The organism is Micromonospora sp. NPDC085948 (assembly GCF_040686315.1).
Lineage (GTDB): Bacteria > Actinomycetota > Actinomycetes > Mycobacteriales > Micromonosporaceae > Micromonospora.
In genome coordinates this window covers 460,045-482,428 of the sequence record NZ_JBFBJW010000001.1, presented here as the reverse complement: position 1 = coordinate 482,428, position 22,384 = coordinate 460,045, and the positions used below count along the sequence as shown (strand labels likewise).

Here is a 22,384-nt window from a genome sequence, read left to right as displayed (position 1 = left end):
CCGGCGGGCGGGTGGTCAGCGGCGGGCGGGTGGCGCCAACGCGGCGATCAGCACCGCAACCATGGTCAGCGCTGCCCCGAGCAGGGTGTTCACACCGGGGTGGGAGGCCGCCGTGGGCAGCACCAGGTCCAGCAGGACCGCCCCCACGATCTGGCCGGCGATGGTGGCCAGACCGAGCAGCAGCACACCGGTGAAGCGCACGATCGCGGCGGCGATCGCGATGAACACGATGCCGATCGGGCCGCCCAGGTAGAACCACGGCTCGCTCGGCAGGTCGCCGTTCGGCAAGCCGCGGACGGCGATGTCGATGGCGAACGCGACGAGCAGGGTGACGGTGCCGACGGCGAAGTTGACGAGGGTGGCGGTCAACGCGCTGTCGGCCGCCGCCCGGACCCGGCCGTTGACGGCCTGCTGCCAGGCGATGCCCACCCCGGCGAGCAGCGGCAGCAGGGCCAGCGCCAACGCGCCCGGGTCGCCGAGTCGGTCGCCGACCGCCAGGCCGACCGCCAGCACGGTGAGCACCGCGCCGGCCAGCCGCTGCCGGGTGACCGGCTGCCGGCCGGTCGGCCCGATCCCGGCCCGGTCCACGGCGAGGCTGCTGCCGGTCTGGCCGGCCACCACCGCCACGGTGAAGACCGCCACGCCGAGCGTGCCGATGGTGAGCCCCTGGGTGGCCACGAGGAAAGCCCCGCACATCCCGCCGAGGCACTGCCACGGCCGCAGCGTTCCCGTCGCCAGGGCACGCCGCGTCGCGGCCAGCCCACGCCGCCCACCGGGGGTGGCGGGCACCAGCACCAGGAGCACCAGCAGGCCGATGCCGAACGAGACGACCGCGGCGGCGAAGCCGTCGGCGAGGCGTACCCCCAGTTCGCCGTTGATCCGGGACTGCACCGCCACCGCGACCCCGGAGACGGACGCCAACGCGACGCCGGTGACCCGGCGGGCGGCCGACAGGATCTGCGGTGTCTCCGTGTTGGTGGCTGTCACTCCTGCTCGGCCAGCGGACGACCGTCGAAGTCGACAGCGGAGTAGAGCGCCAGCTTCTCCAGCCGGTGGTACGAGTCGATCACCCGGATCGTGCCACTCTTCGACCGCATCACGATCGACTGGGTGTACGCGCCGCCGGCCCGGTACCGCACCCCGCGCAGCAGATCTCCGGAGGTGACCCCGGTCGCCACGAAGAAGCAGTTGTCACCGGTGACCAGATCATCGGTGCCCAGCACCCGGTCCAGGTCGTGCCCGGCGGCGAGCGCCTTCTCCCGCTCCTGCTCGTCGCGGGGCCAGAGCTTGGCCTGCATCGCACCGCCCATGCACTTCAGGGCGCACGCGGAGATGATGCCCTCCGGGGTGCCGCCGATGCCCATCAGCACGTCGACCTCCGACTCGCCGCGCGCGGCCGCGATGGAGCCCGCGATGTCGCCGTCGGAGATGAACCGGATGCCCGCCCCGGTCCGGCGGATCTGGGTGACCAGGTCGTCGTGGCGGCTCCGGTCCAGCACACAGACCGTCACCTCGGAGACGTCGGTGCCCTTGACCTTGGCGATCCGGCGCAGGTTCTCGGCCACTCCGGCGTTGATGTCGATCACGTCGGCGTACGCCGGCCCGACGGCGAGCTTCTCCATGTAGAAGACGGCGCTGGGGTCGAACATCGCGCCCCGCTCGGAGACGGCGAGCACCGCGACGGCGTTCGGCATGCCCTTGCTCATCAGCGTGGTCCCGTCGACCGGGTCGACGGCGACGTCCACCTCCGGGCCGGTGCCGTCGCCGACGTGTTCGCCGTTGAAGAGCATCGGGGCGTTGTCCTTCTCGCCCTCGCCGATCACCACCACGCCACGCATCTGAATCGAGTTGATCAGCTTGCGCATGGCGTCGACGGCCGCGCCGTCGCCACCCTCCTTGTCGCCCCGGCCCACCCACCGACCGGCCGCCATCGCGGCGGCCTCGGTGACCCGGACCAGGTCGAGGGCGAGGTTTCGGTCGAGATCCTGTGGGATCCGCGTCCTGGTGTTGGTCATGACGGCTGCTCCTCCTCGCGACGGTGCGGGGACGACCGGCGGCGGGGCGGTCCCCGCTGCCGGCTCTGTCGCTGATCCTCACACGATGGCCGACCGGGCGTTGGCGCGGGGCGGTGATGGCCTGGATACCGCCGGTCGGGCGGCTGCGAAGATGGAGGGGTGGAGCCCGCACAGCCAGCCGACCGCGTACCCGCCGACCGCACGCCACCCGACGGTCAGCCGCCGGTCGACGTCCCCGTCGCCCCCGGTGGTGAGAGCGCCGGCGATCACCCGACGCCACCGCAGCGGGCGGCGCCCGCCAAATCCGAGCGGTCGCCGAAGGACATGGCGATCTCGTTGCTGGTGCTGCTCGTCCCGATCGCGCTGCTGCTGGCGTTCTACCGGGGCTTTCTGGGTGGTGATCAGGCCACGACCGTCGATCCGGCCCCGGCCATCGAACAGGCCCGGTCGGCGAACGTGTTTCCGGTGAGCCAGCCGGAGGGGCTCGGCTCCGACTGGTCGACGGTCAGCGCCCGCTACCAGACCGTCGACGGCGGTGCGAACCTGCGGATCGGCTACCTCACCCCGGAGGGGCGGGGCGTCCAACTCCTGCAGAGCAGTGTGCCGGCCGAGCGGCTGCTCCCCGCCGAGCTGACCGACCAGGGTCAGCCCCAGGGGCCGACCGAGTTGGCCGGGCGGACCTGGCAGCTCTACGCGGCCCGGGGCAACCAGCAGGCGTTGGTCCTGCTGGAACCGACCCGCACGGTGATCGTCGTCGGTGATGCCGGGAACAACGAACTACGCGAGCTGGCCGGCTCGCTGCACTGATCGGACAGAAGGGCGATTGTCCGACCCGTCGACAGGGAACAGAGAGGGAGTGATCCGGGCGCGCTGACTCGACCCGGATCGCGCGTCGCGGCCGACGGTGCTGCCGCGTCGCCCGGTTTCCGGCGCCGTCCAGGTCGTCGGGTGACCCTCTTGGGAGACACGTATGACTGTTCGACGACTCGGCGCCGGCCTGGTAGCCGCCGCTCTGCTCACGCCCGCCCTGGCCGCCTGCGGCAGCGGTACGACCGGCAGCGCCGGATCGACCGCCACTCCGACGGCGACCGCCTCCGGCACGGCGAGCCCGTCTGGTGCCCCGGCGGCGGGCGACGCCAAGCAGGCCCTGCTCGACTCCACCAAGGAGATCAGCAACGGGAACTTCCGATTCACCCTCGCCGGCGCCGGCTCGACGGCGGAGGGCCAGGTGCACCAGCCGAGCCAGAGCGCGACGATGAAGGTCGCGATCGGCGGACCCTCGTCCGACCTGGCAATGAAGCTCGACGTGATCCACTACAAGCCGGACAGCTGGGTCAAGCTGGAGCTGAGCGGCGCCACCGCCGACAGCCTGCCCACCATCAAGCAGCTCAACCTCGGCAAGTACCAGCACCTGGACCAGTCCCGGATCAAGGGCAACCGCAGCCTCGGGTTCGACTTCGAGAAGGTCGACCCGGCCGGTAGCGCGGTGCTCACCCAGGGCATCACCGAGGTCCGCAGCACCGGCACCGGCGCGTACGCGGGCACCATCGACGTCACCAAGGCCGCCGAGGCGGGCTCGCTGAACGCCGCCACGATCGCCGCGCTGGGCACCCAGGCGAAGACGGTTCCCTTCACCGCGAAGGTCGACCCGCAGGGCCGGCTCAGCGAGCTGGTGCTACAGCTGCCGGCCGCCGGGCAGACCGCCGCCCAGGAGGTCAAGATGACGTACGCCGACTACGGTGCCGCCACCGCTGCCCAGAAGCCGCCGGCTGCCGAGGTCGTCGAGGCGCCGGCCGAGCTGTACAACCTGTTCAACTGACGTGTCCGGTGGGGCGGCTCCGGCCGCCCCACCGGCGGTCGGTCAGGAAGCGGGCTCCTGCCGGGCGGCGTCGATCCGCGCCCGCGCCCCATCCAGCCAGCGTTGGCAGATCACCGCCAGCGCCTCGCCGCGCTCCCACAGCGCCAGCGACTCCTCCAGGGACGTGCCGCCGGCCTCCAGCCGCTCGACCACCGAGGCCAGCTCGGCGCGGGCCTGCTCGTAACTGAGCCGTTCGTCCGGCCCGGCCTTCGTGTCGTCAGTCATCGCACCCATCTCAGCACACCGCTCGCCCGGTCACCGCGTCGCCACTGCGCCGTCGACCGTGGCGGCCAGTTCACCGTCGGCCAGCCGTACCCGTAGAGCGTCGCCCTTGCCGACCTCCGCCGCCGCGCGCACCACGTGGCCGTCCGCGCGCTGCACGATCGCGTACCCCCGGTCCAGGGTGGCGGCGGGGGAGAGCGCGCGCAGCCGGGCGAGGGTGTGGCGCAGATCGTCGTCGGCGGCGACGAGCCGGTGCTCCAGGCAGCGGCCGGCCCGCTGGCGCAACGCGGTCAGCTCGGTCGCCCGCTGGTCCACCATCACCTGCGGTCGGGCCAGCACCGGCCGGGACCGCAGCCCGTCGAGCCGGTGGGTCTCCCGATCGACGAGGTTGCGCACCGCCCGTTCCAGGCGGTGCCGGGCCTGACCGATGAGGCGTACCTCCTCGGTGAGGTCGGGGACGACCCGCTTGGCCGCGTCGGTCGGGGTGGAGGCGCGGACGTCGGCGACGTAGTCGATCAGCGGCGCGTCCGTCTCGTGACCGATGGCGCTGACCACCGGAGTACGGCAGCCGAACACGGCACGGCAGAGCGCCTCGTCGGAGAAGGGCAGCAGATCCTCGATGCCGCCGCCGCCGCGGGCGATGATGATCACGTCGATGCTCGGGTCGGCGTCCAGCACCCGGAGCGCGTCGACGATCTGCGGCACCGCGGAGGGGCCCTGCACGGCCACGTTGACCGTGCGGAACTCCACCGCCGGCCAGCGCCGCCGGGCGTTCGTCAGCACGTCCCGCTCCGCCGCGGACGCCCGACCCGTGATGAGCCCGATCCGGCCGGGCAGGAACGGCAGCCGGCGCTTGCGGGCGCGGTCGAAGAGCCCTTCGGCGGCGAGCAGCTTCTTGAGCTTCTCCAGCCGGGCCAGCAACTCCCCGAGCCCCACCTGACGGATCTCGTCGGCGCGCAGGCTCAACGTGCCCCGGGCGGCGTAGAACTCCGGCTTGGCGTGCAGCACGACCCGGGCGCCCTCGCGCAGCTCCGGTGCGCCGGCGTCGAGCACGTCCCGGTTGGTGGTGACGGTCAGGCTCAGGTCGGCCGACGGGTCACGCAGGGTGAGGAAGACAGTGCTGGCCCCGGGGCGGCGGCTGATCTGCGCCACCTGCCCGTCCACCCACACCCAGCCCAGCTTGGCGATCCAGGCCCCCACCTTCTGGCTGACCACCCGAACCGGCCAGGGCTCCTCCGCGCTGCTGCGCGCCCCCTCAGTCACCCGCCCACCCTACGGACCCTCGCGGTGATCAAGAAGTTTGCGTCAGCATCGGGCGCGTTTCTGACGTAAACCTCTTGATCACCGGGGCTGACCGGCGGCACGTACGATGGGGGGGTGACTGAGGCTGAGGCGACTCCCCGGACCGGTAAGCGCGTGCTCCTGGCGAAGCCCCGGGGCTACTGCGCCGGTGTCGACCGCGCCGTGCAGACGGTCGAGGAGGCACTGAAGCTCTACGGTGCCCCGATCTACGTGCGCAAGCAGATCGTGCACAACAAGCACGTCGTGCAGACCCTGGAGGCCCAGGGCGCGATCTTCGTGGAGGAGAACGAGGAGGTGCCGGAGGGGTCCACCGTCATCTTCTCCGCGCACGGCGTCGCTCCCGAGGTCTACGAGCAGGCCAAGCAGCGCTCGCTGAAGGCGATCGACGCGACCTGTCCGCTGGTCACCAAGGTGCACCACGAGGCGAAGCGGTTCGCCGCCGAGGACTACGACATTCTGCTCATCGGCCACGAGGGGCACGAAGAGGTCATCGGCACCGCCGGCGAGGCCCCCGCCCACATCCAACTGGTCGACGGCCCGGACGGCGCGGACAAGGTCACCGTCCGGGATCCGGAGAAGGTCGTCTGGCTCTCCCAGACCACGCTCTCGGTCGACGAGACGTTGGAGACCGTGGCCCGGCTCAAGCAGCGACTGCCGCTGTTGCAGTCGCCGCCCAGCGACGACATCTGCTACGCCACGTCCAACCGGCAGCACGTGGTCAAGGAGATCGCCCCCGACTGCGACGTGGTGATCGTGGTCGGCTCGACGAACTCCTCCAACTCCATCCGTCTGGTCGAGGTCGCCCTGGACGCGGGCGCGCGCGCCGGCCACCTGGTGGACTTCGCCCACGAGATCGACGACGCCTGGTTGGAGGGGGCCACCACGGTCGGCCTGACCTCCGGCGCGAGCGTCCCGGACGACCTGGTCCAGGACGTGCTGGCCTATCTCGCCGCGCGGGGCTTCGCCGACGTGGAGGAGATCACCACCGCCAACGAGCGGCTCGTGTTCTCGCTCCCGCAGGAACTCAAGCGGGACATGAAGGCCGCGGCGGCGCGCGGCTGAGCACGGGAACGAACCCGGCCCGGCGTACGTCAGATCTGGCATGAGAACCCTTCGGCTCGTCGTCTCCGCGCTGACCATCTGCGTGGCGCTCAGCGCCTGCGGCGGCCAGGACGCCGAACGCGGCAACCCCCCGCCGATGCCGACCGGGACGCAGCCGGTGACCAACTCGCCCACCCCCGACCCGACCAGCACGCCGTCGATCGTCGACCCCGCACCGACCGCCCGGCAGTCGAGCCCGAAGCCGGGCGGGCCGAGCACGCCCCCGGGGGTCCGGGCCACCACCGTGACCGGGGTGGTGCAGAGCGGGGTGGAGCCCAACTGCGTCCTGCTCGGCGATTACCTGCTGCTCGGAGGGCCGCGGGACGTGCTGACCCCGGGCGCGCGGGTGGAGGTCACCGGTCGGGCCGAGCCCGACATGATGACCACCTGCCAGCAGGGCATCCCGCTCGTCGTGTCGAACGCCATCCGGTCCTGACCAGCCCGGCTAGCGGGCTGCGACCTCGTCGTCGGACGGATCAACCAGCTCGGGCGCCTGCGGCTGCCGGGGCGTCAACTCGACCTGCGCGGGCGTGGCCAACTCGTCGTCCGACACGCCCAACTCGGCGAGCTTGCGCGCGCTGACCAGCACCCGGGCCTCCAACGAGCCGACCGCCCGGTTGTACGCGGTCACCGCCCCGGCCAGCGAGGACCCGAGCTTGCCCACGTGGTCGCCCAGCGTGGAGAGCCGACCGTACAGCTCGCGGGCGAGGGTGTGCACCGCCAGCGCGTTGCGGGCCAGCGCCTCCTGCCGCCACGAGTAGGCGACAGTGCGGAGCAGGGCGACAAGCGTCGCCGGCGTGGCCAGCACCACGTTGCGGGTGAAGGCGTGCTCCAGCAGCGTCGGGTCACGCTGGAGCGCGACGTCGAGGAACGGGTCGGCGGGGACGAACAGCACCACGAACTCGGGTGAGTTGTCGAACGCCGACCAGTACGACTTGGCAGCCAGCGCGTCCACATGCCCCCGCAGGTGCCGGGCGTGCGCGTCGAGGTGGGTGTCGCGACCCCGCTCGTCACGGGCCTCCATGGCCGTCAGGTACGCGTCGAACGGCGCCTTGGCGTCCACCACCACCGATCGGCCGCCGTGCAGCCGGACCACCAGATCCGGTCGGACGACCTGCTGGTCGGTGGCGGCGGTGACCTGCTCGGAGAAGTCGCAGTGCTCCAACATCCCGGCCGCCTCGACGATCCGACGCAACTGGTGCTCACCCCACCGGCCCCGCACCTGCGGCGCGCGCAGCGCTGCCACCAGTTGCTTGGTCTCGGTGCGCAGCTCACCGGAGACGGCGGTCATCGACCGGACCTGCTCGCGCAGCTCGGCGTACGCGTCGACCCGGTCGTGCTCCAGCTCGGCCACCCGCTGCTCGTAGCGACGCAGGGTGTCGTGCAGCGGCGCGACCGCTCGGGCCACCGCCTCCTGGGACTGCGCGGTGGCCTCGTAACCCAGCGCCCGCATGGACTGCTCCAGCCGGCCCTCGCCCTCCCGGGTGGCGGCCAGGGTGGCATCGAGGCGGGCGATGTCGGCCGCTGACCGGGACCGGGCCGCCAGCCAACCGACCGCTCCGCCGGCGCCGAGGCACACGACCACCACGAGCAGCGTCGAGACGTCCATCACCGGAGCTTGCCAGACCGGTACGACGTGCGAGGCGGGGGTACGTTCGTTGGCATGGAACTTGTGCTCTGCCTCGTCGTCGTGCTGGTCGGCGCGCTGGGCGCCGCGGCGCTCGTCCGCGCCCAGGCTGGGGCTCGCCAACGGACCGCGCTCGGCGACGCCCGCGCGGAGGCGCAGCGGTGGTACGAGCGCCTCGGCGGCCAGTTGATGAACCTGCACGGCGAGGAGCCAGCGGTACGTCAGGCGCTGGCCGACGCCGGTGAGCGGTACAACGCGGCCGGCTCGCAGTTGGAGCAGGCGCGTACGCCGAACCAGTTCGCGCTGGCCCGGGAGACCGCGCTGGAGGGGCTCGCGTACATCCGGGCGGCGCGTACCGCGCTGGGCATCGACCCGGGTCCCGAGGTGCCGGCGCTGGCCGCCGCCCGTGGCGTGGGCCAGCTCACCAGGGAGCGCGAGGTCGACGTGCAGGGGCAGACCTTCCGGGCCGGTCCGCAACCCGGCCGGGAAACGCCCTACTACTACCCGGGTGGGCGTTATCAGGGTCGACCGGTGCCGGCCGGCTGGTATTCGACGCCGTGGTGGAAGACGGCGCTGGGGGCGGGCGCCGGTGTGCTCGGCGGCATCCTGATCGCCGACGCGCTGTTCTCGCCGGCCTTCGCCGACCCCGGTTACGGCTATGACGCCGGCTACCAGGAGGGCTTCGGCGACGGTTTCGATCAGGGCGGCGACGGCGGCGACCAGGGCGGCGACTTCGGTGGCGGCGACCAGGGTGGGGACGTCGGCGGCGACTACGCCGGTGGCGACTTCGGTGGCGGGGACTTCGGCGGTGGCGATTTCGGCGGTGGAGACTTCTGACCGTCGGGCGGATCTGACGAAACGGACCCCGGTCGCAGCGACCGGGGTCCGTTCCGCGTTCGGCCTGATCAGCCGGTGTTGCGCATCCCGGCGGCGATGCCGTTCACAGTGGTGAGCAGTGCCCGTTCCAGGGCGGTGCCGTCGCTCGGTGCGCGTCGGCCGCCCGGCGCGGTGGCGATCGCCCGCCCGGCGGCGCCGGACTCCCGGTACTGCCGCAGCAGCGCCACCTGGAGATGGTGCAGCGGCTCGAGGTAGGTGTCGCGGACGGCGAGGGTGCGCTGGAGCACCGGCGAGTTTTCCAGCAGGGCGGGCGAGGCGGTCACCGCCAGCACCTCCCGCTTGGTCAGCTCGTACTCCTGCTCGATCTGCTCGAAGATCGGGTGCAGCTTCTTCGGGACCAGGGTCTCGACGTACCGGCGGGCGATGCTCAGATCGGTCTTGGTCACCATCATCTCGACGTTCGACAGGAACGTGCGGAAGAAGTGCCAGTTGCGGTGCATCTCGGCCAGCACGTCCGCCAGCCCGGCCTCGCGGGCGGCGGCCAGCCCGGAGCCCACGCCGAACCAGCCCGGCACGATCTGCCGGGTCTGCGTCCAGCCGAACACCCACGGAATGGCCCGCAGACCGGACAGCCCGGCGCCGGTGTTCGGGCGCTTCGCCGGCCGGGAGCCGATGTTCAGCGCGCCGAGCAACTCGGTGGGGGTGGACGCCCAGAAGTACGCCGGCAGGTCCGGGTCCTCGACGAGCGAGCGGTAGGACCGGTACGCCGACTCGGACACCACGTCCATGGTGGCGTCCCAGCGTTCCAACATCTCGGCCGGCTGCCGTGGTGCGGTGTGCAGCAGGGTCGCCTGGAGCACCGCGGCCAGGGTGAGCTCCAGGTTTTCCCGGGCCAGGGACGGCAGGGTGTACTTGTCGGAGATCACCTCGCCCTGCTCGGTCACCTTGATCGCGCCGTCCAGCGTGCCGTACGGCTGAGCCAGGATCGCCTCGTGCGTCGGCCCGCCGCCACGCCCCACGGTGCCGCCCCGGCCGTGGAACAGCCGCAGGTGCACCCCGTGCCGGGCGGCCACGTCGCGCAGCGCGCGCTGCGCCCGGTGGATCGACCACTGGCTGGTGGTGATCCCGGCCTCCTTGTTGGAGTCGGAGTAGCCGAGCATGACCTCCTGCACGTCGCCTCGGGCGCTCACCAGCGCCCGGTACGCGGGCAGCGACAGCAGGTCGTCGAGGAGTTCGCCGCCGGCGTTCAGCTCGGCCGGGGTCTCCAGCAGCGGTACGAACCCGACCCGGGCCCGCCCGCTGTGCACGTCCACGAGGCCGGCCTCACGGGCCAGCACCACCGCGGCCAGCACGTCGTCGACGCCCATGGTCATCGAGATGATGTACGACTCGATCACCTCGGTGCCGAACCGGTCCTGGGCCTCCCGGATCGTGCTGAACACGTCGAACGTCTTGCGGGTCGGCTTGGTGAGCGGAGTGTCGAGGGTGGACAGCGGTCGACGGCCGGTCAGCTCGTCGGCCAGCAGCTTGGTGCGTTCCAGCCGGGTCAGCGACGGGTAGTCGGAGACCTCGCCGACGGCCTCGTAGAGCTGGGCGAGCACCGCGTGGTGCGCCTCGGCGTGCTCCCGGACGTCCATGGTGGCGAGGTGCAGGCCGAACGCGGACACCGTACGGATCGTGGAGGCCAACCGACCGACGGCGGTGAGCTGCCCGGAGTTGCGGGCCAGCGAGGCGCGCAGCAGATCCAGGTCGGCGATCAGCTCGGCGGAGCCCCGGTAGTCCCGGCCCGGCACGTGCGCGGTGCCCTGGCGCAACCGCTGCCGGGTGTTGGCGAGCTTCGCCTTCACGCAGCGCGCCTTGAGCCGGTACGGCTCCTCCGCGTTGACCCGGCGGAACCGCGTCGCCACCTCGGGCAGCGCGTCCAGGTCGGCGGCGAGGCTGGCGGAGAGGTCGAGCGACACCCCGCGCAGCCGGCGGGAGACGGACACCTCGTTGATCAGGTGGTCCATCGCCTTCTCGGTGGCGGCGATGCCGTGCTCGTGCTGGATGGTCAGCACGTCGCGGGTGACCGCCGGGGTGACGAACGGGTTGCCGTCGCGGTCGCCGCCGATCCAGGTGCCGAAGCTCAGCGGCCGGGCCGTCGGTGAGGTCTCCACGCCGAGGGTGCGCAGCGTGTCGGCCAGGTCGTCGAGCACCTGCGGGGCGGCCTCGGCGTAGAGGTCGCGCAGGTAGTAGATGGCGTTGCGGGCCTCGTCGGTCGGGTCCGGCCGGTCGAGGCGCAGCTCGTCGGTCTGCCACATCAGGTCCAGCAGCTCGGCCAGCCGGCGGTTGGCGGGACCCTCGTCGCTGGCGCCGTAGAGGATCGCGTTGGCGGTCTCGGTGTCCAACTCGTCGGCGATGGCCCGCAGCTTGGACAGGATCGAGCGGCGGGCCGCCTCGGTCGGGTGGGCGGTGAAGACCGGGCGCACCGCCAGCCGGCGTGCCGCGTTGGCGATCTCCTCGGCGGGCACCCCGCGCTCGGCGATCATCTTGGCGGCCTGGTCCAGCCAACCGCCCTGTACGGCGCGGCGGCGGCGCAGGTCCCGCGCGCGGTGCACCTGCTCGGTGATGTTGGCGAGGTGGAAGTAGGTGGAGAAGGCGCGGGCCAGCTTGGTGCCGGTGGTCACGTCGAGCCCGCCGAGACGCTGGGCGGCCGCCGGGGCGTCGGTGCGGACCTGGGCGCGGATCTCCTCGACGAGGTCGAGCAGCGGCCGACCCTCCTGGCGGGCCAGCGTCTGCCCGAGCAGGGTGCCGAGCCGGCGGATGTCGGCACGCAGCGCGGCGTCGGGGCCGTCGTGGTCGTGCTGGTCAGTCACGGTGCGCTCCCTCACGTGGATACGAAGGACAGCGCTGTCCGACTTACTGGATGGTATCCGCGCGCACCGGGTGTCTGGAGGGCCCCCTGGTGATCCACTGTCTCCGAGGTGGTGTTTCCGGGCGTGATCTCAGCCACCGTCGCGGGCTGATCCGGGGCCGTCGGAGGCGGACCCGGCGGCGGGGCGGGGCGACCCGGGGCCGGCGGTGGCGGTCCGGCGGCCCCGCACCAGGCTCGCGCTGACCAGGCCGAGTGCGCCGAGCACCGCCCAGAGGGTGAGGGCGATCGCCGGCCAGCCGGCCGATCGCCAGTCGAAGTAGACCGCGGCCTTGGTCAGGTCGTTCGCGAGCCCGGGGATGTTCCACCGGTGCATGCCGCGTAGCAGGCCGGGCAGGAACTCGGGCGCGTAGATGCCGCCGGAGCCGGGGTTGCCGAGCACCACCAGGAGCAGGATGACAAGCGCGGTGCCCGCGACACCGAGCCAGCCCTGGATGGCGCTGGCGATCAGCGCGGCGGCGAAGACGGCAAGCGCGCCGATGGCGGCGATCGTCGGTACGTCGTGGTGCCAGATGTCCAGCACCGGCCCGACCACGACCGCGCCGGCGAGGCCGAGCAGCACGCTGTAGACCGCCAGGGCGGCGATCCGCAACCCGGCCCGCCGTGCCGTACGCGGGGTGGTGCCGACGGATATCCCGAGCACGGTCGAGGCGAGGTAGCCACCGAGCACGAAGCCGACGTTCAGGTAGAAGGGCACCACCCCGCGCGGGTCGGCCGAGGTGACGGGCACCCGGTCGACGATCTGTAGCGGCGTGCCGCTGCGGGCGGCGGCGGTGGTGAGCACCTCCCGGATCGCACTGGTGGCGGAGGGACCGGAGGCGCTGGCGACGGTGAGGAGCAGGCCGTTGTCGGGGCCGGTGCTGAGCACCGCGTACACCCCGCGGCTGAGCAGGCCGTCCTCGGCGGCGCCAGCGTCGTCGTACCGGATTGGGGTGATGATCGTGCTCTGACCCCGGACGGCGTCCAGCGTCGCCTGGGCGCGCTGGTCGCCGAGGGCGACGCCGACCGGCAGGTCCCGCGGGGTGGGCTGGTGCAGCGCGCCGACGTAGGCGGCGATGAACGCGGTGGCCAGCGCGAGGGTGCCGAGCAGCAGGCCGATGCTGCGTGGTGCCCAGTCCCGGGCTCGACCCTGCGGATTTTCAGCCATATTGTCAGCGTATGGGTAGGTTCGCTGTTCGCCGGGCGAAAACCGTACGGGGCGCGATCCGGGTCGACGCCGTCGACCGCCGGATCTCGGTGCGTTACTGACGGACCTGCGCGCGGCGCACGCACCCCGTCGGGAGTGCGTGCGCCGGAATCCGCAGGTGTCAGTCGGTCGCGCAGAACACCGATCGCAGCGCGGCCAGGGCGCCCGCGCTCGCCGGCACCGGCGGCAGCCCCCGAACGTCGGCGTCGATGTCGTAGACGTTGCCGGCGAGGACGAACTGCCGGGAGTTGTCCAGGCTGGTCGCCGCCAGGCTGGTGAAGCCCGGCCCGCCGCCGTCGGTCGTCCACACCGACGTCGGGCCCTCGGCGCAGGGGACAGTCATGCGTTGCACGCCCAGCCCGTACCCGTCCGGTCCGTCGTCCGTGGCCACCAGCGTCTCCAACGCCCGCTGCTGGGCCGGCGCGAGCAGTCGCCCGCCGAACAGCGCCCGGTGGAACCGCGCCAGGTCCGCCACCGTCGAGATCATCGCTCCGGCGGTCCAGTCGTAGGACGGGCTGAAGGTGGTCACGTCTCGCCCGCCCAGGTCGTAGCCGTGCAGGTGCCGGCCGTGGATCTCCGGGTCGGTGATCGGGAACGAGGTGTGCCGCAGATCCAGCGGACCGATGATCCGCCGCCGTACCTCGCTTGCCGCGTCCCGGCCGGTGACCGCCTCGATGATCAGACCGGCCAGCAGGTAGTTCGTGTTCGAGTAGCCCCACGAGGCGCCGGGGGCGAAGTCCGGCCGGTGAGCCACCGCCAGGGCGATCACCGTGCGGGGTGCGATGACCCGGTCCCAGTCGTGGTCGTCGAGGTACGGCGCCCAGAAGCTCCGTTCGCCGGTCGGGTCCCAGATGCCGCTCGTGTGGTTGAGCAACTGCCGGACGGTGATCGTCGAACCGTCGTTGCCGTTACCCCGCACGACCCTCGGCAACCACCGCTCGACCGGATCGTCGAGGGTCAACCGACCCTCACCCACCAGCTGCAACAGCACCGTCGACACGAACGCCTTGGTGTTGCTGGCGATCCGGAACCGGTCGTCCGGCCGGGCCCGCGCCCCGGTGGCCCGATCGGCGACGCCCGCCGCGACCTGCCACCGTCGGCCGTCCACCCGGCCGTACGCCACCGCGCCGGGGAAACCGTCGGCGACCAGTTGGTCGAGCGCGGCGGCCATCGCCTGACGTTCCGCCCCTGGTGGGCCGGCATGGGCCGGCACCGGTGCGACGGCGAGTGCGGTAACCAACGAGCCGACCGACACCACCACGGTCCACAGCTGACGAATCATGACCTTGCTCCCATCGACGTGACGACTTCTGTCCCCGTCGACCCTGTCGACCCACGGCCCGCGGGTGAATGCGGCTCTCCCGCCGGTCGGGTGGGGTTAACCCGACAGATCACGACGGGTTGACCGGCTGGGCGGGTGGCGTGCGCGCCGAGCATGCTCGGCGGGGCACCCGGCGCTGGCCCCCGTCCGGGACGATGGCAGCCGGCGTGCCGTCGTCCGGCAGGTCGGGAGGATCAGATGACACGTCTCCGGCAACTCCGCCACCAGGTTGGGTACGTGCTGGCCGGCCTGCCGCTGGCGGTCGTCGGCTTCGCGTACGCCGCTCTCACGGTCGTGGCCGGCGGCCTGTTCTCGCTGACGCTGCTCGGCCTGCCGCTGCTGTCCTCCGGCGTCCTCGGCGCTCGCGGCTGGGGCCGGCTGCACCGCGCTCTCGCCCGCGCGGCGCTCGGGCTGCGGGTCGACGCGCCACGCCCGGTCCGCCGACGGCCCGGCCCGGTGGGGTACGTCCGCACCGGCCTGGGCGATGCCACCGGGTGGCGGGCGATGGCCTATCTGATCGTCAAGCTGCCGGTGACCGTGCTCGCGGCGGCGGTGGTCGCGGTCTTTCTCTGCTACCCGGTGTTCCTGCTCAGCCATCCCCTCTGGTGGACGTTCGTCCAGCCGGTCAACACCGACAGCCTTGGCCGGCCGCACCGCGCCGCCCTGCAACTCGGGGACTTCTTCTTCGACACGTGGCCCCGATCGTTCCTGCTGGCCGGGATTGGCGCCGGGATGCTTCTCGCCGGTCCCTGGCTGCTGCGCGGCGTGCTGTTCCTGGACGAGTTGCTGATCCGCAGCCTGCTCGGCCCGACCAGCCTCGACGACCGGGTCGACACCCTCGAACGGACCCGTGCCCTGGCCGTCGACGACGCCGCCGCGCTGCTGCGCCGCATCGAACGCGACCTGCACGACGGCACCCAGGCGCAACTGGTCGCCCTGGCCATGAAGTTGGGAATGGTCAAGGAGAAGCTCGCCGACGGCGCCGGGCCGGAAGCCAGGGCACTCGTGGAGACCGCCCACCGGGACGCGAAGACCGCGATCACCGACCTACGGGACCTGGCCCGGGGCATTCACCCGCCGATGCTCGACAACGGGCTGGAGGCGGCGCTGGCCACCCTGGCGGCCCGGGGCGCCGTACCCGTGGAGGTGCGTGTCGCGTTGCGTGCGCGACCGTCGCCGGCCGTGGAGACGATCGTCTACTACTGCGTCGCCGAGTTGCTCACCAACGTCGCCAAACACTCCACCGCCCGGCGGGCGACAGTCGAGGTACGCCAGGAGCGCGGCCTGCTGCGGGTGCAGGTCTCCGACGACGGTGCTGGAGGCGCCAGGGTCGGGTCGACGGCCCACGCCCTGCCCGGCGGCGGGCTGGCCGGCCTCCGTGACCGAGCCCGTACCGTGGACGGCACGATGCGGATAGACAGCCCACCCGGCGGGCCGACGCTGGTCACCGTGGAACTCCCGGTACGGCCATGACCGGGCTGCGAGTGGTCCTCGCCGAGGACTCCGGGATCCTGCGTGACGGGCTCACCTACCTGCTCACCGACCGGGGACACCTGGTGCTCGCCGCCGTTGCCGATCCGGAGGCGCTACGGGCCGCCGTCGACGAGCACCGGCCGGACATCGCGGTGATCGACATCCGGATGCCACCCACGTACACCGACGAGGGGCTGCGGGCGGCGCTCGCCGTCCGCGCGGCCCATCCCGGCACGCCGGTGCTGCTCTTCTCCCAGTACGTGGAGACCCGGTACGCGGCGCAGCTGCTCGCCGGTGGTGCCGGGGGCGTCGGTTACCTGCTCAAGGACCGGGTGGCCGAGGTCGGCGAGTTCGTCGACGCGCTCACCCGGGTCGCTGCCGGGGCGACAGTGCTCGACCCGGAGGTGGTGACCCAACTGCTCGGTGCGGCTCGCGGTGGCGAGGACCTGGCCCGCCTCTCCGAGCGGGAACGGACCGTCCTGGCCCTGATGGCCCAGGGGCGCTCGAACGCGGCGATCGCCGCAGCGCTGTTCCTCAGCGTGGGGGCGGTGGAGAAACACATCACCAGCATCTTCGGCAAGCTCGGCCTGCCCCCGTCCGAGAGCGATCATCGCCGGGTCATCGCGGTCCTGCGTCACCTTCGGTCCGGCTGAGGGGCGGATGGTCGCGGCTGGCGGTTCAGCGATCGAGGCTGGCGAAGGCGCGGACCGGGAAGGTGCCCATGCCGGCCACCCTCGGTGGGGCCGCCGTGAACCGGAATCCGCTCGGCGGCAGCGCGTCCAGGCCGGTCAGGTGCTCCACGATCGGGATTCCGGCGGCGAGCAGGGCGCTGTGCGCGGGGCGTACGCCGCCGGCCGCCGGACTCATGTCGTCGATGTTGATCGAGTCGATGCCGACCAGGGCGGCGCCGGCGTCGGCCAGCGCCTGGGCGGCGTCCCCGGTCAGGTACGGCGCCTCCGGCGCGCCGTACCGTTCGGTGCCGAAGTGCACGTCCCACCCCGTCTGCAGCAGCACCGCACACCCCGCCACCTCGTACGGCGCCAGCATCAGCCGGTCCACTGCCCGTGTGCCGGCCGGCACACGAACGACCACACCGGGCAGGTCGGCGAGGCGGCTCAGTGACACCCCGGCCAGGTCGTCACCGCCGGCCCAGCGGTGGGCGGGGGTGTCCAGGTACGTGCCGGTGTTGGCGATCATGTCGATCCGGGCCACGTGGAACTCGGTGCCCGGCGCGTAGTTCGCCCGGGACGCCGCGAAGGTCAACCAGTCACTGATCCGCGGGGCCGGCCAGCCCGGCAGGGTGATCATCCCGTCGCTGATCACGTGGCTCAACTCGACGAGTCGACGATCGGAGCCGGACTCCTCGACCGCGACGCCCCGGCCGCCCTTGTGCGGCTCTTCGATGATCGTCTTCGCGCTGATCCGGACCTCGGCGACCATCAGCAGCCCGAGGTGCCGGACGAACAACGCCGCCAGGTCGTCGTCGCTGATCTCCGGACCCGGAATGTCCAGCCGGAACTCCTCGGTACGGAGTCCGCCGCCGTTGGCGAAGCTCACCTGCGCGTCGAACTGTGCCCGCCACTGCCGTTTCACACCCGCAACCCGACCACGGCAGCCGCCGATCGGTCAAGATCTACGTCCGGCCGTGCCGCGCTGGGGTATGTGTCCGCCGTTGTCCGAAGTCCGCCGTTCTCCAGCTGGCCAAGATCGTGCTCGATCCAGGAAAGAGTGGGATCCGCCGGCTTCGAGACCACTACATCCTGGATCGAGCACGATCTTGATCGGTGATGCCCGCGCGAAGGCGGCGGCGCGGGATCGCGGCGCGGCGTGCGTGCGCGCGCTCGGCGGGGGCCTGGCGCGGACCTGGGCGAATGGGTCCGCGGGTGGGGTGTCGAGCGCGACGCGACGCGGACCTGGGCGGAAGGGGGTGTGTGTCGGTGGACGGGGATAGGCTTGCGTGGTGCCCCCCCGTCCGGCTGGACGAGGGGCCGCCGTCGTGTGCGTCGACTCCCCGGAAAGGTCTCTCTTGCTCACCGGTCTGTTCTCCGCAGCCCTGGCCGACCCCGGGCTGACCCGGGCGCGTGACCTGGCGCGCTCCGGTGCCGCCCAGGTCGACGGCCTCGACATCACCGCCCCCGCCGCGCTGCGCCCGTTCGCGGTCGCGGCGGTCGCGGCCGACAACGACGGGGCCGGGCGGCCCGTGCTGGCGGTGACCGCCACCACCCGCGAGGCCGACGACCTGGCTGCCGCGTTGGGTGGGCTGCTGCCGGCGGATCAGGTGGTGGTCTTCCCCTCCTGGGAGACGCTGCCGCACGAGCGGCTCTCCCCACGCTCGGACACCGTGGGTCGCCGGCTGGCTGTGCTGCGCCGCCTCGCGCACCCCGAGTCGACCGACGCGCACGGCGGCACCGGGCCGCTGCGGGTGGTCGTGGCCCCGGTCCGTTCGCTGCTCCAACCGCAGCTCAAGGGGCTCGGCGACCTGGAGCCGGTGCAGCTCGCCGCTGGCGAGGAGGCCGACCTGGAGGAGGTCGCCCACCGCCTCGTCGACATGGCGTACGCGCGGGTCGACCTGGTCACCAAGCGCGGCGAGTTCGCCGTGCGCGGCGGCATCCTGGACGTCTTCCCGCCCACCGACGAGCACCCGTCGCGGGTCGAGTTCTGGGGCGACGAGGTGGAGGAGATCCGCACCTTCGCCGTCGCCGACCAGCGGACCATCGAGCAGGTCCCGTTGCTCTGGGCGCCGCCGTGCCGTGAGCTGCTGCTGACCCCGGCGGTCCGCGACCGGGCCGCCGCCCTGGCCGAGCAGCACCCCGAGCTGGCCGAGATCCTGGACAAGCTGGCCGAGGGCATCCCGGTGGAGGGGATGGAGTCCCTCGCTCCGGTGCTGGTCGGCCCCGACTCGCTGGAGCTGCTGCTGGACGCCATGCCGGCCGGCACCCACGTGCTGCTCTGCGATCCGGAGCGGATCCGCACGAGGGCGCACGATCTGGTGCGTACCTCGGAGGAGTTCTTGCAGGCCAGTTGGGCCGCCGCCGCGGTCGGCGGCCTGGCCCCGGTGGACGTCGGCGCTGCCGCCTTCCGCACCCTCGGCGAGGTACGCGCCGCCGCGGGCAGGCTCGGCCAGCCGTGGTGGACGCTGTCGCCGTTCGGTCTGGTCGAGGGGGAGACGGCGGCCGAGACGCGGCAGCCCTGGGAGGACGCGCCGGAGCAGGCCGCCGTCACCCCGGACGACGCCATCGCGGTGACCCTCGCCGCCCAGCCGGCCCCGCTCTACCACGGGGAGACCTCGCGGGTGGTCGAGGACCTCAAGCGCTGGGCCGGCGAGGGATGGTCGATCGCGCTGGTCTTCGAGGGGCACGGCCCCGCCCAGCGGGCGGTGGAGGTGCTGCGCGACGCCGGCCTGGGCGCCCGGTTGACCGAGGAGGTGCCGACCGCGCCCGTCCCCGGCGAGCTGGTGGTGACCTGTGGTGCGCTGAGCAGCGGGTTCGTCGACGAGGCGTCCCGCTTCGTGCTGCTCACCGGCAATGACGTGACCGGCGGTCGGGGCACCTCGACGCGGGACATGCGCAAGATGCCGAGCCGGCGACGCAACACCATCGACCCGCTGGAGTTGAAGGCCGGCGACCACGTGGTGCACGAGCAGCACGGCATCGGCCGGTACGTCGAGCTGGTGCAGCGCACCGTCAACGGCGCCAGCCGGGAATACCTGGTGATCGAGTACGCGGCCAGCAAGCGGGGCCAGCCCGGCGACCGCCTGTTCGTGCCCACCGACCAGCTCGACCAGCTCAGCCGCTACGTGGGCGGCGAGCAGCCGACCCTGCACAAGATGGGCGGCTCGGACTGGCAGAAGTCCAAGGCCCGGGCCCGCAAGGCGGTCCGGGAGATCGCCGCGCAGCTCATCCAGTTGTACGCCGCCCGCAAGGCGTCCAAGGGTCACTCGTTCGGCCCGGACACGCCGTGGCAGCGGGAGCTGGAGGACGCCTTCCCCTGGCAGGAGACGCCGGACCAGCTCGCCGCGATCGACGAGGTCAAGCGGGACATGGAGCAGACCGTCCCGATGGACCGGCTGATCTGCGGCGACGTCGGCTACGGCAAGACCGAGATCGCGGTACGGGCGGCGTTCAAGGCCGTGCAGGACGGCAAGCAGGTGGCGGTGCTGGTGCCGACGACGCTGCTGGTGCAGCAGCACTACAACACGTTCGCCGAGCGGATGAGCCAGTTCCCGGTGCAGATCCGGCAGCTGTCGAGGTTCCAGACCCCGAAGGAGACCGAGCGGACGCTGGAGATGGTCGCCGACGGCACCGTCGACATCGTCATCGGCACTCACCGGCTGTTGCAGACCGCCACCCGGTTCAAGCAGCTCGGGCTGGTGATCGTCGACGAGGAGCAGCGCTTCGGTGTCGAGCACAAGGAACACCTGAAGACGCTGCGGGCCTCGGTCGACGTGCTGAGCATGTCGGCCACCCCGATCCCGCGCACACTGGAGATGGCGATCACCGGCATCCGGGAGATGTCCACGATCGCCACGCCCCCGGAGGAGCGACACCCGGTGCTCACCTTCGTGGGCGCGCAGGACGACCGGCAGGTGGCGGCGTCCATCCACCGCGAGTTGCTCCGCGACGGCCAGGTCTTCTACCTGCACAACCGGGTCGAGTCGATCGACCGGGCGGCGCGGCGGCTGCGGGAGCTGGTGCCCGAGGCGCGGGTCGCGGTGGCGCACGGCCAGATGGGTGAGGACGCCCTGGAGAAGGTCATGGTCGGCTTCTGGGAGAAGGAGTTCGACGTCCTGGTCTGCACCACGATCGTGGAGTCGGGCATCGACATCCCGAACGCCAACACGTTGATCGTGGAGCGGGCCGACCTGCTCGGCCTGGCCCAGCTGCACCAGATCCGGGGCCGGGTCGGCCGGGGCCGGGAGCGGGCGTACGCGTACTTCCTCTACCCGCCGGAGAAGCCGCTCACCGAGCACGCCCACGAGCGGCTGGCGACCATCGCGCAGCACACCGAGCTGGGCGCCGGCATGTACGTGGCGATGAAGGACCTGGAGATCCGGGGTGCCGGCAACCTGCTCGGCGGCGAGCAGTCCGGGCACATCGAGGGCGTCGGCTTCGACCTGTACGTGCGGATGGTCGGCGAGGCGGTCTCCGCGTTCAAGGGTGAGCGGTCGGAGGACGAGCCCGACGTCAAGATCGACCTGCCGATCGACGCGCACCTGCCGCACGACTACGTGAGCGTGGAACGGCTGCGCCTGGAGATGTACCGCAAGCTCGCCGAGGCACGCGACGAGGAGCGGTTGACCGAGGTGGTCGCCGAGATGACCGACCGGTACGGCGAGCCGCCGGCCCCGGTACAGAACCTGGTGGAGGTGGCCCGGTTCCGTCTGCTGGCCCGCCGGTACGGCCTCACCGACGTGTCCATGCAGGGAAAACACGTGCGGTTCGGTCCGCTGCCGTTGCCGGATTCGAAGCAGATGCGGCTCAAGCGCTACCACCCGGACGCCGTCTACAAGCTGGCCACCGACCAGGTGAGCGTGCCTCGGCCGAGTACCCGTCGGGTCGGCGGGGAGCCGCTGCGGGACCAGGCGTTGCTCCAGTGGTGCGCGCAGTTGCTCTCCGATGTGCTGGGTGCCCCCGCCCCGCTCGCCGTCGCGGCGAGCTGAGGTGGGGGCCGGGGTGAGGTGGGGGCCGTCACAACACGGACGAGGGCATGAGAGAGTGACGGGCATGCGTGCTCGCCGTGTGATCGCCGCCGCCAGCGTCGCGGCCCTGGGTGTCCTTTCCCTCGCTGCCTGCGGTAAGTCCGCACCGGACGTCGCCGCGTACGTCGGTGACACCACCTATTCGTTGGAGCGGGTCGACGCGATCTACGCCGACGTGCAGACGAAGTACGGCGACGCGATCCGGCAGCAGGCGGTCCAGGCGGGTGCGTCGCCGTCGCCGGAGCAGTTGCGTTCCACGGTCACCCGTCAGGACGTGGTGAACCTCCTGGTCAGCCTGGAGCTGGGCAAGCGGGTGGCAGCTGCCAAGAACCTCCAGGTTCCCGACGAGGTCACCCCGCAGCAGTTGGAGCAGAACCTGCGGGTGCCGGCCACCACCGAGTACGCCCAGCTCTGGGGCGAGTGGGTCGACCTGCTTCAGGTGCTCAACCAGCAGCTTCCGCCCGCCGATCTGAGCGACGATTCGCTGATGGCCGTCTACGGCGCCCTGGTCAAGACCGGGGCGATCGACGCCGGCATGTCGGTGGCCGACGTCCGCAAGGCGTTCGGCGACGGCGGTTTCGTCCGCACCGCCACCGCCCTCGGCGCCGCACTGGGCGAGGAGGCCGACCGGGTCGACGTCTCGATCAACCCGCGCTTCCGGGCGGTCGGGGTGCCGTCGTTGGTGAGTACCGGCCAGTCGGTGATCTTCTACTCGCTGCCGTACATCAACGAGGACGGCACCGTCACCGACATCTCCACCCCGGAGCTGGTGCCGTCGACCGACTCCCCGAGTGCCGAGGGCCCAGCGCCGGACCAGGGCACGGCCAGCTGAG

At 72.2% G+C, this 22,384-nt stretch carries 18 protein-coding genes; 9 read left to right on the top strand and 9 right to left on the bottom strand.

The window, feature by feature from the left end; all coding sequences use genetic code 11:
• Positions 1-15 precede the first annotated feature (15 nt).
• A complete protein-coding gene (locus AB0O48_RS02295) occupies positions 16-987 on the bottom strand; it encodes a DMT family transporter (RefSeq protein ID WP_365062451.1) in 972 nt (323 codons plus the stop codon).
• The gene (gene glpX / locus AB0O48_RS02290; protein WP_357241672.1) at positions 984-2,015 is read right to left on the bottom strand and encodes a class II fructose-bisphosphatase; all 1,032 of its coding nucleotides are present in this window, start codon (positions 2,013-2,015) and stop codon (positions 984-986) included. Before glpX ends, AB0O48_RS02295 begins: the two co-directional genes overlap by 4 nt.
• Positions 2,016-2,174: 159 nt before the next feature.
• Here glpX and AB0O48_RS02285 point away from each other — a divergent pair, with 159 nt between their 5' ends.
• Both AB0O48_RS02285 and AB0O48_RS02280 read left to right on the top strand, forming a co-directional pair.
• A complete protein-coding gene (locus AB0O48_RS02285) occupies positions 2,175-2,822 on the top strand; it encodes a DUF4245 family protein (RefSeq protein WP_365062448.1) in 648 nt (215 codons plus the stop codon).
• 163 nt (positions 2,823-2,985) lie between these two features.
• Positions 2,986-3,834 carry a hypothetical protein gene (locus AB0O48_RS02280; RefSeq protein ID WP_365062446.1) on the top strand — a complete coding sequence of 283 codons (849 nt, stop codon included), beginning with the start codon at positions 2,986-2,988 and terminating at the stop codon, positions 3,832-3,834.
• Positions 3,835-3,876: 42 nt separating this feature from the next.
• Here AB0O48_RS02280 and AB0O48_RS02275 read toward each other — a convergent pair whose 3' ends face one another.
• Both AB0O48_RS02275 and xseA read right to left on the bottom strand, forming a co-directional pair.
• Positions 3,877-4,098, bottom strand: coding sequence for an exodeoxyribonuclease VII small subunit (locus tag AB0O48_RS02275; RefSeq protein WP_030328827.1), 222 nt, complete (start codon positions 4,096-4,098; stop codon positions 3,877-3,879).
• Between the two features lie 30 nt (positions 4,099-4,128).
• The gene (xseA, locus tag AB0O48_RS02270; protein ID WP_357241680.1) at positions 4,129-5,358 is read right to left on the bottom strand and encodes an exodeoxyribonuclease VII large subunit; all 1,230 of its coding nucleotides are present in this window, start codon (positions 5,356-5,358) and stop codon (positions 4,129-4,131) included.
• 114 nt (positions 5,359-5,472) lie between these two features.
• Here xseA and AB0O48_RS02265 point away from each other — a divergent pair, with 114 nt between their 5' ends.
• A complete protein-coding gene (locus tag AB0O48_RS02265; RefSeq protein WP_357241684.1) occupies positions 5,473-6,459 on the top strand; it encodes a 4-hydroxy-3-methylbut-2-enyl diphosphate reductase in 987 nt (328 codons plus the stop codon).
• Between the two features lie 40 nt (positions 6,460-6,499).
• The gene (locus AB0O48_RS02260) at positions 6,500-6,934 is read left to right on the top strand and encodes a hypothetical protein (RefSeq protein WP_357241687.1); all 435 of its coding nucleotides are present in this window, start codon (positions 6,500-6,502) and stop codon (positions 6,932-6,934) included.
• 9 nt (positions 6,935-6,943) lie between these two features.
• Here AB0O48_RS02260 and AB0O48_RS02255 read toward each other — a convergent pair whose 3' ends face one another.
• Positions 6,944-8,107 (bottom strand): DNA recombination protein RmuC, encoded by a 1,164-nt coding sequence (locus AB0O48_RS02255; RefSeq protein WP_357241690.1) that lies wholly within the window; start codon positions 8,105-8,107, stop codon positions 6,944-6,946.
• 54 nt (positions 8,108-8,161) lie between these two features.
• Here AB0O48_RS02255 and AB0O48_RS02250 point away from each other — a divergent pair, with 54 nt between their 5' ends.
• Complete coding sequence (locus AB0O48_RS02250) at positions 8,162-8,962, top strand: hypothetical protein (RefSeq protein WP_357241693.1); 801 nt, start codon at positions 8,162-8,164, stop codon at positions 8,960-8,962.
• A 68-nt stretch (positions 8,963-9,030) separates the two neighbouring features.
• Here AB0O48_RS02250 and ppc read toward each other — a convergent pair whose 3' ends face one another.
• The 3 genes from ppc to AB0O48_RS02235 all read right to left on the bottom strand — a co-directional run bounded on the left by ppc (position 9,031) and on the right by AB0O48_RS02235 (position 14,341).
• A complete protein-coding gene (ppc, locus tag AB0O48_RS02245) occupies positions 9,031-11,817 on the bottom strand; it encodes a phosphoenolpyruvate carboxylase (RefSeq protein WP_357241696.1) in 2,787 nt (928 codons plus the stop codon).
• Positions 11,818-11,946: 129 nt separating this feature from the next.
• Positions 11,947-13,020, bottom strand: coding sequence for a hypothetical protein (locus tag AB0O48_RS02240; RefSeq protein WP_357572504.1), 1,074 nt, complete (start codon positions 13,018-13,020; stop codon positions 11,947-11,949).
• A 160-nt stretch (positions 13,021-13,180) separates the two neighbouring features.
• On the bottom strand, positions 13,181-14,341 hold the full coding sequence (locus AB0O48_RS02235) for a serine hydrolase domain-containing protein (RefSeq protein ID WP_357572505.1): 1,161 nt from the start codon (positions 14,339-14,341) through the stop codon (positions 13,181-13,183).
• A 237-nt stretch (positions 14,342-14,578) separates the two neighbouring features.
• Between AB0O48_RS02235 and AB0O48_RS02230 the strand changes: the two genes are divergently transcribed.
• Complete coding sequence (locus AB0O48_RS02230) at positions 14,579-15,853, top strand: sensor domain-containing protein (protein WP_357572506.1); 1,275 nt, start codon at positions 14,579-14,581, stop codon at positions 15,851-15,853.
• A gap of 5 nt (positions 15,854-15,858) precedes the next feature.
• Positions 15,859-16,506: a response regulator transcription factor gene (locus tag AB0O48_RS02225; protein ID WP_357572552.1), complete on the top strand. Its 648-nt coding sequence runs from the start codon at positions 15,859-15,861 to the stop codon at positions 16,504-16,506.
• A gap of 25 nt (positions 16,507-16,531) precedes the next feature.
• Here the strand turns inward: AB0O48_RS02225 and AB0O48_RS02220 are convergent, their stop codons facing one another.
• A complete protein-coding gene (locus AB0O48_RS02220; RefSeq protein WP_357572507.1) occupies positions 16,532-17,446 on the bottom strand; it encodes a cyclase family protein in 915 nt (304 codons plus the stop codon).
• Between the two features lie 433 nt (positions 17,447-17,879).
• On the opposite strand from AB0O48_RS02220, the gene mfd reads away from it, so the two are divergent.
• Positions 17,880-21,512 (top strand): transcription-repair coupling factor, encoded by a 3,633-nt coding sequence (mfd, locus tag AB0O48_RS02215; RefSeq protein ID WP_357241708.1) that lies wholly within the window; start codon positions 17,880-17,882, stop codon positions 21,510-21,512.
• Between the two features lie 64 nt (positions 21,513-21,576).
• Entirely contained in the window at positions 21,577-22,383 is an 807-nt protein-coding gene (locus tag AB0O48_RS02210) for a hypothetical protein (protein WP_357572508.1), read from the top strand.
• The last annotated feature ends 1 nt before the right edge of the window (position 22,384 follow it).

Bases quoted from the DNA above. Each gene is read 5' to 3' on its own strand.
- AB0O48_RS02240 (WP_357572504.1), bottom strand. From the start codon at position 13,020: ATGGCTGAAAATCCGCAGGGTCGAGCCCGGGACTGGGCACCACGCAGC.
- AB0O48_RS02260 (WP_357241687.1), top strand. From the start codon at position 6,500: ATGAGAACCCTTCGGCTCGTCGTCTCCGCGCTGACCATCTGCGTGGCG.
- AB0O48_RS02250 (WP_357241693.1), top strand. From the start codon at position 8,162: ATGGAACTTGTGCTCTGCCTCGTCGTCGTGCTGGTCGGCGCGCTGGGC.
- AB0O48_RS02235 (WP_357572505.1), bottom strand. From the start codon at position 14,341: ATGATTCGTCAGCTGTGGACCGTGGTGGTGTCGGTCGGCTCGTTGGTT.
- glpX (WP_357241672.1), bottom strand. From the start codon at position 2,015: ATGACCAACACCAGGACGCGGATCCCACAGGATCTCGACCGAAACCTC.
- AB0O48_RS02275 (WP_030328827.1), bottom strand. From the start codon at position 4,098: ATGACTGACGACACGAAGGCCGGGCCGGACGAACGGCTCAGTTACGAG.
- AB0O48_RS02230 (WP_357572506.1), top strand. From the start codon at position 14,579: ATGACACGTCTCCGGCAACTCCGCCACCAGGTTGGGTACGTGCTGGCC.
- AB0O48_RS02210 (WP_357572508.1), top strand. From the start codon at position 21,577: ATGCGTGCTCGCCGTGTGATCGCCGCCGCCAGCGTCGCGGCCCTGGGT.
- AB0O48_RS02255 (WP_357241690.1), bottom strand. From the start codon at position 8,107: ATGGACGTCTCGACGCTGCTCGTGGTGGTCGTGTGCCTCGGCGCCGGC.
- AB0O48_RS02280 (WP_365062446.1), top strand. From the start codon at position 2,986: ATGACTGTTCGACGACTCGGCGCCGGCCTGGTAGCCGCCGCTCTGCTC.